Consider the following 13,181-nt stretch of genomic DNA (forward strand, 5'->3'; position numbering starts at 1 on the left):
TCAGGACATTTTCTGTCCATGGGTTTGCCGCTGCGGGCGCTCTTCGACTTTCATCTCTTCGGCAAGACGCTCCTGCTCGCGACGGAGCGCGGCGAGCTGGTCATCCTGCGCGAGGCTTTGCGAGATTACCTGAGCGGGGTTCTGCTCGATCTGTCGGGCCGCTTCACGCGCAGCGATCGCTTCTCGCTGCTCTCGCGCGGCGTCACGTTCGGTGATGGCTGCCGCTCGGCGTTCGTCGAGCAAGTCTTTCGCGCTCGTCGCGTCGAGCCCGGCGTTGGCCTCGTCTCTACGTTCGGCCGCGGCAGTCACATCCGCCACGCGTCCCGCCGCTTGCGCCTCTTGGGATTCGGTCCTTGCGAGTTCTTGCGCACGATCGACCAGCTGCTGGCCGCGGACGCCGGCGACCGCTTGCACGGTCTGTGCCGAAACGGCCTGAGCGCCTTGCTCGGCCAGCCGTGTGAAGTCAACTCGCGTAGCGAGAGTTTCGAGGTAGCGCCCGGACCTTTCGAGGAAGGTCTCGCGTGTGGACGGGTCGAGGGCTTGAGACGCCCTATCGACGATGTCATTCAAAGTCGTGAGGTCGGAAGACAATTGTTCGGATGTGGCGCCGGCCATTGGTCCCTCCTGTGAATGATATGATTCTACACGAATTGCGATTTTTGCAAGGATGTCTCCCGCGGCAGCGGACATATTGACACGTCTGAGCAAGTCGACCGCGGTCGTGTTCGTCGGATTCGCCTTGGCGACGTCGAACCAGGCGCTGCGAGCCTCATTGACCGCCATGCGTTGAGGTTCGCCGGCTGGTAATCGAATGGGGTTCGTGTGCGCGCGATCGATACGACGCCGCGCGTTTTCGATGAGAGTTTGGTTTGCCGGATCGCGCGCATAAGCGCGGTCGCGCGCTTCACGCCCGGGCCGGGGACGCTCCGCCGCATCTACGATTGCTTTGTCCTTCGGACCGTAGCTTTGGGACGACGCGCGCTCGGCCGCCGAGGTCGCGACGATCTTCAGGCCTTGAGTCTGCGCGTGCTCCGCGAATACCTCGCGCCATGCCCGAAAGTCCTGCGGACCGGGGTGAATTTTCACACCCTCGGCGTTCCGAACCGCGACGATCGCGTGAGCGTGGACATGGCCGGCGTGCTCCTTGTCGGTGTGAACGCCGAAGATGAATTTGTGATCCGAGAACTGCTCGTGGAGGAAGCCGCGGACGGATCTCGTGAAGGCGTCGACGTCGGTTCCGGCCTTCGACGAAATGATGAGATGCATCGTGTCGCGGGGTTTGAAGGAGCGGAGATCCGCGCGCCATGCGCGCGACTCCGCCTGAATTGAGGAAGGGTCGGAGAGGGTCGCGCCCGACCCGGAAGTGGCGGGCCCGCGATCGACGAGCTGGGTGAGGCGGTGAACGACGCTCGATTGACCATTGCCCGGCGCGCCGGGCTCGATGCTGAGGCGGTGCTGGCCAATGCCGGTCGCTTCCTCGATGCGGGCCTTCATCCGCGCCTCGGATTTCGGCGCAAAGACTCGCTCGGCGAAGGCGTTCTCGGGGTCTCCGATCGAGCGGGTGGTCACTGTGAACCGTTCCCGCTCCTCGATCGTCTTGGCGAAAGGCACGCCGTCTCGCCAGTCGGTCTCGGTTCGCATCCCTAACGTGCCGGCGAACGCGACGACGGCGCGTCCTTCGATGGCGCCGCCGGGTAGCTTTTCGATGCGATATGCGTAGCTGTGGCCTTTGAAAGCTGCCGCCATCGCCTTTCCGAGCGCTTCGCGATCGACGGCGGTATCGTGCAGGCCTATGACGCCCAGCCGCACGGAACTCACGTCCTGACTTTCAGCCCTTTGCTCGAAGTCCTTTGACCATGCGGCGATCTCCGCATTGATGGCCTCGCGGCCTTTCAATTCCAGGCCGTCATGGCTTTCGAGGTGGACGTCCTCGCGATCGACATAGTTCGCGGTCGCGGAAGCGCGTGAGGCTCCATGTGCGTAAGATACGACCTTCACGACGGCGGGCCGATAGCCGCCCGCCAGCGCGCCGGCCCGCGATTGCAGAGAGGCCCCACGCCCTAGAAACGCTTCCGTACGCCCGCTGGATGCGGCGCCGGACGAGCGAGGGGCTTTCGCGGCCCCGCCGTGCGGCGCGTTCGGCAGGCTGCGGCGCTTTTCTTCGTCCTCGCGCCCGGTGATCGTGGTTCCACGAAGCGCGCGATCGGTCGCGTGGGGAAGGGGATTCGGGTCCGCCGGCGAGGCGCGCGAATGTTCCCGGATTGGGCGCGAGCGGCTTGGAGCTCGCGCAGGTCGCCTCGGCGCGGATCGTTCCAAAATCTCCCGATCTCGGTCCTTCGCGGTGGCTGTCGCGGTTCGCGCGCGCGACGCGAGGCGGTTCATTTCCTCGACGAGATAGACTCGGAGATTTTGCTCCATCAGCCCGGTTCTCTCTCGGCGAGAGGCTTCAGGCCCGCGGATCGGCGCAGCCTTGTGCCGTAAGCGACCGTCATTTCGTGAATTCTCACGTCGAGATCGGTCAGAGCCTGGTGAGTGGCGCGGAACAACGCCTCGTCCTCGGCGAGCTGCGGCGCGTAGCCGAGATTAATGCCTTTGACGATCTGCGCGATGTTGCGGCCGATCGCCCGCAGCTCCTTGGAGACGGCTCGCAAGCTCGCTGCGTTGTCGACGGAGAGCGCTGGTCCCACGTCGAGCGCCGCCCGCGTGAGCCGACGGATCAATTCCGATTTTCCGACCCCGAATAGCCGACACGCTTGATCAAGCCGGGCGAAGTCCTCGGCCGTCATGTCGGCCTGAACGCGCCGCTTGGATCGTGAGGGCTTTCGGGTCTGCACCATTGCGGGAGTTCGGGGCGAGGGGGCAATTCGCGCGCCGTGGCGCGCGCCGCCATGGCTCGACCGCGCTTGGCAAAGCGCCTGGTCCGAGGCATACTCAACAAACCGGTATCTTGTCAAATAAGAAAAAACTCTATTGCCCCTTTCGCCTTCGTTTCACTTTCGAATTTCCGCTACCGAACGCCTCTCATGACCAAAACAGGCAGTTCTAAGTCATTTCACGATATATCAAGTCCATTATGGAATACTCCCTGATGATTCCAGACACTTAATCCCAGAACCTGACTACTCCAACACAGTACCAGACAGTCCCAGACATTCTATTGGCGCGCCGCAGCCGATCTGATAGCTTCAGCTTCCGTTAGGAGGGAGAACACATGTCCGAAGACGAGAGCGCTCCAATGGTCGTAGACGTCGACCGCCTGCGAGAGGCCGTGAAGAAGGTGCGCGCTCGATCGAAAATTGCGCTCCTGCGTCAAATCCTGCCGGAGCTCGAGCTTAAGGAGAGGGAAGGAGCGACCGCCGCAGACCTGGTAGCCGCGATGTCGGAGGTCGGGCTTCAGATGTCGATCGGGACATTTTGGAAATACCGATCGAGGCTCCGAGCCGAGGGACGGCGGGGAAGCAAAGGGCGTTTGGAAGCGCCGGAGGGTTCGAAATCGAGCGCTGTGGAGAGGTCGTCGTCGGCTTCATCAAATGATATGGTGAACGATGCGCCGACGGACGATTATGAGAGAACCGCGGCGATGCTCGACAAAAAGAAGCGAGACGACTTCGCAACTCAGTTCATGGAAGCGGAGAAGCCGCTAAAGCGCTGGCTCCGCCGCACAGGGAGATCTGAAGAATGAAGATTGCTGTGATGAATTTTTCTGGAAACGTCGGCAAGTCGACCATTGCGAAGCATCTGCTGCTGCCGCGCATAGCGAACGCTGAATTCGTGACCGTCGAGTCTATCAATGCGGACGAAGGGGATGGCGAGGCCATTCGAGGAAAGGAGTTCGGCGAGCTGCAAGAACGGCTGATGGTGATTGACGCGGCAGTGATCGACGTCGGATCGTCGAATGTCGAGGACTTCGTGAAATTGATGCGTCGTTACCGAGGCTCGCACGAGGACGTCGACCTCTTTGTCGTGCCGGCGGTGAAAGAGCACAAACAGATCAAAGACACGATCTCGACGATTGATAGCCTCGTGAATATGGGCGTCGAGGCACGAAAAATTCGGGTCGTCTTCAATATGCTCGAGCCCGAGGAATCGATCGAGGATTTGTTCGCGCCGCTGTTCGCGTTCCAAAAGCAAAAGAAGTCGTTCGTGATCGATCCGAAGGCAGTGATTCATTTTTCAGAGCTTTATCAGAGGCTGCGAGCGCGGAATGTTACGATAGAAGAACTTCTCGCCGATGAAACGGATTACAAGGCGAAATTGAAAGAGGCCAAATCGGCGGATGAAAAGGCCGATCTGGCGTCTTTGATTTCAATGAAACGTCTTGCCGCCTCCGCGCGCGCGAACTTGGATCACGTTTTCTCGTCGATCACACGGTAGGTGACCGATCATGGGCAGCTCGAAGGCGAACACGCATCGCGAGGCTTTGCTGGCGGAACTCCTCGGTGACGTTGGAACGCTGCTCGATCGCGCGGATGATCTGAAGAAGACGTTGCCGGCGGTCGAGGAAGCTGCGCGCGTGCTCGGGAAGGCGACCGATGATCTTCCCAAGGCCGTGGGGGAATTTCCAGAGCGGGTGAGAGAGGCTGCTCGCGATGCGATGGGGCCGGTTACGGCCGCCGCGATTCTCGCGGCGAAAGTCAAGATAGATAAAGAAATCGAGAAGACGGTCGAGGAAACGAAGGGGGAGGTTCGTCGCGCTGCCGCGGCGGCGTTGCAGAACGCTTCTGACCATTCGGTTTCTCGAGCGCGTATCCTCACGGCGGGCGCGATCGCGCTTGCGGCGCTCGTCGCTGGTGGGATGGGATACGCATTCGGTCGAATTGAGCGCGACGAAATGAAGGGAGGAGTCCAGGCTCTGGCGATGCGCGCAGACGCGGAGGAATGGTTGCGGCTGGCGAGGGCGAACACGGATTTGAAAGTCACTCTTCAGGAGAATTGCAGCGGCAAGAATGATTTCGTCTCTCAGGGTAAGCGGGCCTGTTCGGTTCCGCTGTGGCTGGAGCCGGCGGGTCCGGCGTCGAACGGAGCGCCCGAGGCCGCGTCAATCGCGACCGTGTTGATGACGAGCGGGCCGGCTGTGTGGGGATTTTTGGGACTGATATGCGGTATTCTCGCAAGGAAACTTATATTAGAATTAGCTCGCCTCCGTTCCGCGAGGTGGCTTATGGACCTATGATTATGAGTCATTCGATTTTTTTGGCCGACGTGGATCGGCCCGGAGAAGGCTTCGATGCTTTAGTAGAGAGTGGGGACGAGTGGGCGCTGACACTCGGCGTCCCGAATACGACGGTGACGTTTCGGCTGAGGCGCAAGGATTTGAACCAGCCCTATAAGGGTGAGCTCGGCGGTCGCTGGTTTCAGTTCATGCCCGGGGAGGCGCCGGCTCGGCGAAAACAGCGCGTGGGTTAGACCATCGGAGTATTTGCGAGGCGTGCGGCATTTTGATCGAAAGCGGGCGACCGAAGCCGCCCGTCGAGCGTCGGCTATTTCCAAAAATGCGCGACGACAGAAGACGCCGCGATCATTGCGCCGACGACGCCGATCGCTTTGTAGATCGTGGCGTTGAACTCGGCCGCGAGACGGTTTGCCGAGTTTGCGATCTCTGTTCGCAAGTCGGCACCGGTGACGTCGATTTTGGCGTCGACCTTCGTGATGTCGCTGCGGAGCGACGCCTCGACTTTTTCCAAGTCGCTTTTGGTCGCAACGGACTCGCGCAAGGCTTGATCTAGGCCTTCGGCGTGGGCGCGTGCGACGTCGTCCGGCACACCGGCGGCTTTGAGCCGGTCGAGGTAGACGAGCTTGTCGAAAGTGACCGAGTGGGCGTTCATGGCGGTGATCCTATCAGAAAGTGGGGCGCGAGGGCAGGGCCGCCCACTCGGGGCGGCCCGGAAGGTTCAGGCGCTCTTCGGCAAGCGGCTGAACTCGTCGCAAATGAGTTCCACGGTGTAGACGGTCTCGCTGGCGCGATCGTAGCTGTTCTGGCGCAGCCGACCTTCGACGCGGACGTAGTCGCCCTTTCCGACTTTCTCGGAGACATATTGCATCGTGCGCTTGTCGAACACGACCACCTCGTTCCAGTCGGCTTCGTCGACCCACTCGCCGTCCTTCTTGTAGGAAGCGTTCGCGGCGATCGAGATCCGCATGTTCTTCTCGAACGTCTTGATATTGCCGACGCGGCCGATGATGTGGAAACGGGCCATATCGAACATTGTCTCACTCCATTTTTCTGCGAAGGAGCCATCTCCCTCGCGATGGAGGCGCTAAACGGCCAGAAATTGTCGGGGCAGAGCCCGAGCCGCAGGCGAGGGGCCAGCGAAGCGCCGAGCCACGTCCGGACGCGGGAATTTTGAAGCGCGCTCGCGCGCGATCGCGAGGAATTGGCGCGGCACGCGCCAAGGGGAAAATTTTCGTGTCCAGTGGCCGTCGCCCGGACAACGGGACGTATGCGTTGACGACATGCGAAGGGAGAGGCGTCTCAGAGCTTATCCAGAGAGAGACTCTCGATGGCGCATCTTCACAGTATCCCTCCGGCGGCGGCCGCCTGGCGTTGATTGCGGTTTTTGAGATAGCTGCCTGACAGGTGGCGCGATGATCGTGTCCGCTTCTATTACAAGTGGACACTATCGCCGATGTCGCGCAATGATGATGATCCCCCAGCTCTCCGGCGCCGATCATGGTCTCTCGAAGAGAAGCGCCGGATCGTCGACGAGAGCCTCGAGGTTGAAGCTTCGATCGCCGAGGTCGCGCGGCGGCACGACCTCAACACCAACCAACTCTTCACCTGGCGTCGGCAGTTCGGCGTCGTCCCGACCGCGCCGCAGGATCTCGCGCCGATCCTGCCCGTCACGATCACGTCGGACACGACGACAGAATGTTCCCCTCCAGGGCCGACCGGCCAGATGGAGATCGTTCTCGCCGAGGGGGATCGGATCCTCGTGTGGGCCGATGTCGAGACCGCCGCGCTGTCGCGGGTCGTGAAGGCGCTGCGTCGATGATCCCTCTGCCGGCGGGCTGCCGGGTCTGGATCGCCACCGGCCACACCGACATGCGGCGCGGCATGCAGGGGCTGGCTCTTCAGGTGCAGGAGCAGTTGAAACGCGACCCGCACGCGGGTGACCTTTACATTTTCCGCGGGCGCCGCGGCGATCTCGCGAAAATCCTCTGGCACGACGGGGTCGGCCTGTCGCTTTACGCCAAGCGGCTCGACCGCGGAAAGTTCATCTGGCCCTCGGCGAACGCGGGCGCGGTGTCGATCTCGGCCGGGCAGATGGCCTATATGCTCGAGGGGATCGATTGGCGGAATCCGCAACTCACCTGGAGGCCACAAAGCGCCGGGTGAGGCCGAAAAAGCTGGGGTCGGCTGCATTTTGGGGCGCCACAAATCGCGCGTTTTATGATTCACTTCGCCTCATGGACGCCGCCGCCCGAGCCCTTCTCGACGAAAACGCCGTGCTGAAAGCGCAACTCGCCGTCGCGCTCGCCAAGGCGTCGGAAGACATGGCGCTGATCGCCGCGCAGAAGCTCCAGATCGCCAAATTGCAGCGGCAGATCTATGGGCAGAAGTCGGAGCGCTCGGCGCGGCTGCTCGATCAGTTGTCGCTGGAGCTCGAAGAGCTGGAAGCGAACGCGACGGAAGACGAACTCGCCGCGGAGCGCGCCGTCGCCAGGACGACCACGGTCGCCGGCTTCGAGCGCAAGCGGCCGGAGCGCAACACCTTTCCTGACCACCTGCCGCGCGAGCGCGTGGTGATCGAGGCGCCGAAGGCCTGCGGCTGCTGCGGCGGTTCGCGCCTGCGCAAGCTCGGCGAGGATGTGACGCGGACGCTGGAGACGACGCCGCGCCAGTGGAAGGTCATCGAGACCGTGCGGGAGAAGTTCACCTGCCGGGACTGCGAGAAGATCACCCAGGCGCCGGCGCCGTTCCATGTCGTCGCGCGCGGCTGGGCGGGGCCGAGCCTGCTGGCGATGATCGCTTTCGAGAAGTTCGGCCAGCATCAGCCGCTCAACCGCCAGTCCGAGCGCTATGCTCTCGAAGGCGCGCCGATCGCCTTGTCGACCATGGCCGACGCCGTCGGCTCCATCTGCGCCGCACTCGATCCGCTGCGGCGTCTCGTCGAGGCGCATGTCCTCGCAGCCGAGCGGCTGCACGGGGACGACACCACGGTTCCCGTGCTGGCCAAGGGCAAGACCGACACAGGCCGCTGCTGGGTCTATGTGCGCGACGACGCGCCCTTCGGCGGCGCCGGGCCGCCAGCGGCGATGTTCTATTACTCGCGCGATCGGCGCGGCGAACATCCGCAGGGCCATCTGGCGAACTGGTCCGGCATCCTGCAAGCGGACGCCTATGACGGCTACGGCAAGCTGTATCTGCCGGGGCGCGAGCCCGGCGCGATCTGCGAGGCCGCGTGCTGGGTCCATGCGCGGCGCCCGTTCTTCGCAATGGCGGACATCGACGAGAATGCGCGGCGCAAAGCGGCGGGGAAAAAGGAAATCCCGCTCTCTCCGATTGCCGTCGAGATCGTGCGCCGGATCGACGAGCTGTTTGCGATCGAGCGGTCGATCAACGGCAAGAGCGCCGGGGAACGTCTCGCCGTCAGACAGGCGTCGAGCCGCCCGCTCGTCGACGCGCTGGAAAACTATCTGCGCGAACAGCTCGCCAAACTCTCGCGTGGGCACGATCTCGCCAAGGCGATCCATTACATGCTGAAGAGGTGGCCGGCCTTCACGCTGTTCCTCGAGGATGGGCGCGTGTGCCTGTCCAACAATGCCGCCGAGCGCGGACTGCGCGGCATCGCCCTTGGCAGAAAAAGCTGGTTGTTCTGCGGCTCCGACCGCGGCGGCCAGCGTGCCGCAGCGATGTACAGCCTGATCGTGAGCGCGAAGATGAACGGCGTCGATCCGCAGGCCTGGCTCGCCGACGTTCTCTCGCGCATCGCCGGACATCCAGCGCATCGGCTCGATGAACTGCTGCCGTGGAACTGGCGAGCGTCGGCTCCGCGCGCATCGGCGCTGGCGGCCTGAGCATGCACGTCAACAAGGTCGATCATGTCACGACCGTCGAACGCGTCGCAGAGCGCCTCGGCGAGAGCGTCGACTTCATCCACGACGTCGCTCTCGAAATGGACACCGAGGACGGCGTCATCTGGGTCTACGGCATCGGAGACGACGGCGTTCTCGCATTCACCGACTTCGGCATCGAAACTCTCGTCGAGCTCATCGAAATCCACAAAGACCTGAAGTCGCGCGCTGGCGCCTGACGCTTCAGCCCATCGCCTGCGGCCCACGCCGGATGCTTACTCTTCACACAACGGCTCTACCGGCGATCGAGCGTCGACTGGATTCACCATGCGCCGATTCCCGCCGCCTGCCGTGCTCCGCCTGAAGGCGATGGCGACGAGGACCGAACGCGGGCGAGTGTCGAGACAGCGATCTCGCGCAACAACCCGTCTGGCGATGGAAGACGTTCGCGACGATAGGCCGCCGTCAGGCGCGACCAGAACGCACGCACAACAATGCGCGGCCCGACGTCCCCGCGGAAACTGCGAAGAAAGCGCTGGCTCGAAAGAACGCGAAACCGAAGCGGCCACGATCGGCGGGCGGCCCTCGACCTAGTGGTATCGCTTCGCTCGCCGGCGCCGCTGCATCGCGTGCAAATGCTTGGTGAGATCCTCGCGGCCGTCGGCGATCCCGCGGAGGAAGGTGACGAACAGGCCGCCCGGCGATCGAACTGGCGTGCCGCCCGGGCGTTCGCCGTCTGCGTGTCGCTGGTAGACGAAGAGCGCGAGGAGCCCGGCGTTGAGGGCGCCGAGACGATGGATGGCGTCCTCATAAGCGTGGCGCGCAAGTCCGCAGGCTTTGATGAGCGTCGCGCCTGTCGCGGAGGCTTCCTCGATCGACCGAACGGGAGCGAAGGACTCGATCTCGGGGCACGCCTCACGCCACAAGGACAGATCCTTTGGAATTGCGAGCTCGAAGGTCACGGAATGCTGTTCGGTTTTCCGAACGGTCCCAGACACTTCTTCTCGGCTAGCGTCAAAAGTTGCGCCGGAGGCGCGCTTCTCGTGAGGATGTTGCGACGCGTTAGCGTCGCTCCGTTGGTTGCAATCTTCGATAGAGCGTTTAGCTTCTTGTTTTGTATGCCCGTCATTTTGATGGGCATACCCGCTTATATTCTCCGATAGGGTTTCGGTGTAACGGAGTGTCCGAGCTTCTTCGGCGAGCTCTGCGAATGACCCGATGATTCCGGCGAGCTCGTCGGCCGAACTGTCGCGAGAAGGTCTGGGAACCTCTTCGGCGCGCTTCGCGACGCCGGCGAGACCATGAGGGTCGTCCGCGCACAGATCATACACTTTGTTGCGGATCGCCGTGAGATCGTCGCGGAGTTGACGCTTCAAGCGTCGATCGATTTCGACAATGCGCACATGGTCGGCAAACTCGCCTGCGCGCGCAAAGAGGGGGGTGAGGTCGAAGCCTCTGGCGTCGACGATTTCCCCGCTCGCGTTCTTGATCGGGAACCGTTTACCGTTTGCGGACTCGCGCGGCGTGATGAGCCCGCGGCGGCAGAGCTTGGAGAGCGCGCGGCGGACGGTGCTGTCGCTCATTCCGGTTGCGTCGCAGATCGAAGCGTTCGAGGGCCAGCATAAGAGGCCGTGGGCGAGTTGTTGGCCGCCGAAGCACAGCGCGAGCTGCTCGAGGGTTTGGCGCTCGCTGCGATCGAGGCGCAGCGCTTTCACGGCGTTCCGAGCGGCTTTGAGCAATTCCTTGTTTGTGACCGCGAACAAGGGCGCGTCGAACAATTTTTTCGCGTGATAACTCGCGGCAAAGTCGGGCCGACGGCCCGTCGAGCCTGTCGTCTGGGCGTGATTCATCGTTTGCTCTCCGCTATTTAAGCGGAAAACAGGCAAAGAAATCCTGTGGCGCGGGACGCGCAACCTCTTGCAATTTTTCGGAAGATCGCTAATGTGGCCGGTGCATTCATATTCCCGGCTTTTGAGGGATTGGCGTCCCCCATTAGCGATCTTGGAGAGGTCCGGCCGTCGCGCCGGGCTTTTCTTTTTTCGGGGCCTGTTCTCCTCCATCGAATCAAATCGAGGCATACAGCCTACATTATGATGGAATGAAAGTAAGTCGTCTTCTTCCGCCCAGTTCGATGGTAGAGTCGCGGAGGAGTCGATTCGGGCTGTGATGCGCCAATGAGTGAAAAAACCTGCGAAAACGATAGCCCTGAGCTGCTGAAGATCGTTCGATCGAAGCTACTGCAGATCGAGGAAAAGTGCGGAATACCGCGCCGGCGCTTCGCGGTCGAAGTGCTCGGTGTCTCCGATAAGACATATTATAATATTTGCATGGGCACGGCGACGCTGTCGCTGCCGACGCTCGACCGCATGGCTCGAAAGCTGGGAATATCGGTGCGAGTCCTCGTGGACGCCGATCCCATGCCCGCGACGATCGCGCGGCCGATCGTCTCGGGCCGGCCGCGCAAGCAGCAGGCCAGGCGGGTGGGGTTCGAAGCGGTGAGCGGCTCGATTTAGGAGCTGTGATCGGTGAACGGACCCTTCGGTATCGGAAGGCGCGGAAGGTCGGTCTTTCCCTCGGTCGATTCCGACATCGGCGCTGCGCGCCGGCGAACCGCGGTTCTCGCGGGCGCCGCGGACGAAGCATAGGCCACGGAGGATTATTTCATGACGAAGAAGAGAACAGTCGGCGTCTTTGGTTTGTTGCTCGGCGCCGTTGTTGCCGGCGGGCAAGCGTCAGCAAATTTCCTCGACCCGGATTTCAGCGGGACTGCGATCAGCGGTCGAGAATTTCCAAAACCCGTTTGCCCGGCCGGGTCTCAGCCGGTCGTCACCCCGTTTGTCCCGGAAAAGCTTGTCGGCTCCGCAAACCGCGCCCAGAAGGCCTCGGTATTTTATCGAGAAACGAAGTACGGCGGGGTGATTCATCTGCAAACAAAAGACGATGGCGCCTCGTGGACCGATGTGGTCGGCGTCGAGGTTCGGTATTCGGGTGACTGCCACCCGTGACGCGGCGAAAACGTGTTTTTCAGGATTGATCGAACGCACCGCTCCGAGCAATCGGAGCGGCTGCGAAACGGATTCCTTTAGCGGAACATGGCATGAAAGACGCAGTCCCTGAAGGCAAGAGAGCTTCCCCTTTTCCAGAGATTGATCGGGTCGACGTAAGCCCGGAACGGCTTGCTGGTTTCAAGAGCGAGCGAGACTATTTGAGTCTCGGACTCGATCTCATGATCGAAACCGGCAGTTACATCACTATTGCCATTAGCATCCTCGGACCCGACGGAACTTGGACACGAGATCAAGCTGTTATCGGCGGCAACATGGTGCGCCTTTATAAGCTGCTTTCAGCTATGCTGGATCAGACCGTGCAGCATCGCCGGGAAACCAGCTTCATTTTTGCGCGCCTCGCCTTCGAGACCGTTGTGGCAATCCGCTATCTGCTGCAGGAGTACGATCTGGCTCTGCTTGATCGCTATGTGAGGCACTCGCTCGATCATGAGCGCCGCCTGCTCAAGGCGATCAATGAAAACGTCGACGCTTGTAGCGGCATCATACGTCCGATCGAGGATCGGATGCGTCGCTCGATCGATCGGATGTTCAAGAGTTCGGGCGTCGCGCCCGAGGAACTCCCCGCGAAAAGGGAACGGGATTGGGGCGGAAAGAACCTATACGAGAAGGCCGAGGCCGTAGGACTTGCCAAAGCCTACCTTGGGATATTCGCGGGTGCTTCGCAGAATGTGCATGGCGCATGGAGTGATCTGTATGCTCATCACCTTTATACTCAGGGCGACGGGCGCTTCACTCCCAACATTGAATGGAACCGCCCGCGTCCGCAACTGCTTTACAGCGTCGCCCTCTTCAGCCTCGAAACCGCTGAGGACTTCGCGCGATTCATGGGTGGGCAGGAGGTGGCCGATTATATGGTTCCTGATATCCGCGATCTGCGCGATCGGCTTATGGCGGCTGATCAAGCCCATGAATCCTACTTAGCAGGCAAATCCTGGCCAGAGGTCTAGCGGATTGCAGGTCCGTAGCCGCTCGCTTCATGGATGCAGGGCTGAGGGTCTGCTTAGGGTCACAGTTCCTCGTTCGCGGTCCCAAACGGCCAAGGGGCGCCAAAAGGGGACGTTCGTAGGCAGACCGTCGAAACGACCGGAATCGATCGAA

Annotated in this window: 15 protein-coding genes; 10 read left to right on the top strand and 5 right to left on the bottom strand. The window is 61.8% G+C overall.

The window, feature by feature from the left end; translation table 11 throughout:
• Together IY145_RS23385 and IY145_RS23390 are read right to left on the bottom strand one after the other, a co-directional pair.
• On the bottom strand, positions 1-2,418 hold the full coding sequence (locus tag IY145_RS23385; RefSeq protein ID WP_196410709.1) for a relaxase/mobilization nuclease domain-containing protein: 2,418 nt from the start codon (positions 2,416-2,418) through the stop codon (positions 1-3).
• The gene (locus IY145_RS23390) at positions 2,418-2,720 is read right to left on the bottom strand and encodes a hypothetical protein (protein ID WP_196410710.1); all 303 of its coding nucleotides are present in this window, start codon (positions 2,718-2,720) and stop codon (positions 2,418-2,420) included. Before IY145_RS23390 ends, IY145_RS23385 begins: the two co-directional genes overlap by 1 nt.
• 491 nt (positions 2,721-3,211) lie before the next feature.
• Between IY145_RS23390 and IY145_RS23395 the strand changes: the two genes are divergently transcribed.
• Genes IY145_RS23395 through IY145_RS23405 form a run of 3 tightly spaced genes read left to right on the top strand, consistent with a single transcriptional unit; the run spans position 3,212 to position 5,173 of the window.
• On the top strand, positions 3,212-3,682 hold the full coding sequence (locus IY145_RS23395) for a hypothetical protein (RefSeq protein ID WP_196410711.1): 471 nt from the start codon (positions 3,212-3,214) through the stop codon (positions 3,680-3,682).
• The gene (gene stbB, locus IY145_RS23400; protein ID WP_196410712.1) at positions 3,679-4,374 is read left to right on the top strand and encodes a StbB family protein; all 696 of its coding nucleotides are present in this window, start codon (positions 3,679-3,681) and stop codon (positions 4,372-4,374) included. Before IY145_RS23395 ends, stbB begins: the two co-directional genes overlap by 4 nt.
• A 10-nt stretch (positions 4,375-4,384) precedes the next feature.
• Positions 4,385-5,173: a hypothetical protein gene (locus IY145_RS23405; RefSeq protein WP_196410713.1), complete on the top strand. Its 789-nt coding sequence runs from the start codon at positions 4,385-4,387 to the stop codon at positions 5,171-5,173.
• A gap of 307 nt (positions 5,174-5,480) precedes the next feature.
• On the opposite strand, the gene IY145_RS23410 is transcribed toward IY145_RS23405, so the two are convergent.
• Both IY145_RS23410 and IY145_RS23415 read right to left on the bottom strand, forming a co-directional pair.
• Entirely contained in the window at positions 5,481-5,762 is a 282-nt protein-coding gene (locus IY145_RS23410; protein ID WP_196410714.1) for a hypothetical protein, read from the bottom strand.
• A gap of 129 nt (positions 5,763-5,891) precedes the next feature.
• The gene (locus tag IY145_RS23415; RefSeq protein ID WP_196410715.1) at positions 5,892-6,206 is read right to left on the bottom strand and encodes a single-stranded DNA-binding protein; all 315 of its coding nucleotides are present in this window, start codon (positions 6,204-6,206) and stop codon (positions 5,892-5,894) included.
• A gap of 420 nt (positions 6,207-6,626) precedes the next feature.
• Here IY145_RS23415 and tnpA point away from each other — a divergent pair, with 420 nt between their 5' ends.
• From tnpA to IY145_RS23435, 4 genes are all read left to right on the top strand, one after another.
• Positions 6,627-6,992: an IS66-like element accessory protein TnpA gene (gene tnpA, locus IY145_RS23420; RefSeq protein WP_026597645.1), complete on the top strand. Its 366-nt coding sequence runs from the start codon at positions 6,627-6,629 to the stop codon at positions 6,990-6,992.
• Entirely contained in the window at positions 6,989-7,336 is a 348-nt protein-coding gene (gene tnpB, locus IY145_RS23425; RefSeq protein WP_026597646.1) for an IS66 family insertion sequence element accessory protein TnpB, read from the top strand. Before tnpA ends, tnpB begins: the two co-directional genes overlap by 4 nt.
• Before the next feature lie 71 nt (positions 7,337-7,407).
• Complete coding sequence (gene tnpC, locus IY145_RS23430; RefSeq protein WP_196410716.1) at positions 7,408-9,018, top strand: IS66 family transposase; 1,611 nt, start codon at positions 7,408-7,410, stop codon at positions 9,016-9,018.
• Between the two features lie 2 nt (positions 9,019-9,020).
• Complete coding sequence (locus IY145_RS23435) at positions 9,021-9,254, top strand: hypothetical protein (protein WP_026597733.1); 234 nt, start codon at positions 9,021-9,023, stop codon at positions 9,252-9,254.
• A gap of 351 nt (positions 9,255-9,605) precedes the next feature.
• On the opposite strand, the gene repC is transcribed toward IY145_RS23435, so the two are convergent.
• Positions 9,606-11,075: a plasmid replication protein RepC gene (repC, locus tag IY145_RS23440; protein ID WP_196410717.1), complete on the bottom strand. Its 1,470-nt coding sequence runs from the start codon at positions 11,073-11,075 to the stop codon at positions 9,606-9,608.
• A gap of 114 nt (positions 11,076-11,189) precedes the next feature.
• Here repC and IY145_RS23445 point away from each other — a divergent pair, with 114 nt between their 5' ends.
• The 3 genes from IY145_RS23445 (at position 11,190) to IY145_RS23455 (ending at position 13,030) form a co-directional block, all read left to right on the top strand.
• Positions 11,190-11,528, top strand: coding sequence for a helix-turn-helix transcriptional regulator (locus IY145_RS23445; RefSeq protein ID WP_196410718.1), 339 nt, complete (start codon positions 11,190-11,192; stop codon positions 11,526-11,528).
• A gap of 150 nt (positions 11,529-11,678) precedes the next feature.
• Complete coding sequence (locus tag IY145_RS23450; protein ID WP_196410719.1) at positions 11,679-12,020, top strand: hypothetical protein; 342 nt, start codon at positions 11,679-11,681, stop codon at positions 12,018-12,020.
• A gap of 92 nt (positions 12,021-12,112) precedes the next feature.
• The gene (locus IY145_RS23455) at positions 12,113-13,030 is read left to right on the top strand and encodes a DUF5677 domain-containing protein (protein WP_196410720.1); all 918 of its coding nucleotides are present in this window, start codon (positions 12,113-12,115) and stop codon (positions 13,028-13,030) included.
• Positions 13,031-13,181: the final 151 nt, after the last annotated feature.

This window comes from Methylosinus sp. H3A (genome assembly GCF_015709455.1).
Lineage (GTDB): Bacteria > Pseudomonadota > Alphaproteobacteria > Rhizobiales > Beijerinckiaceae > Methylosinus.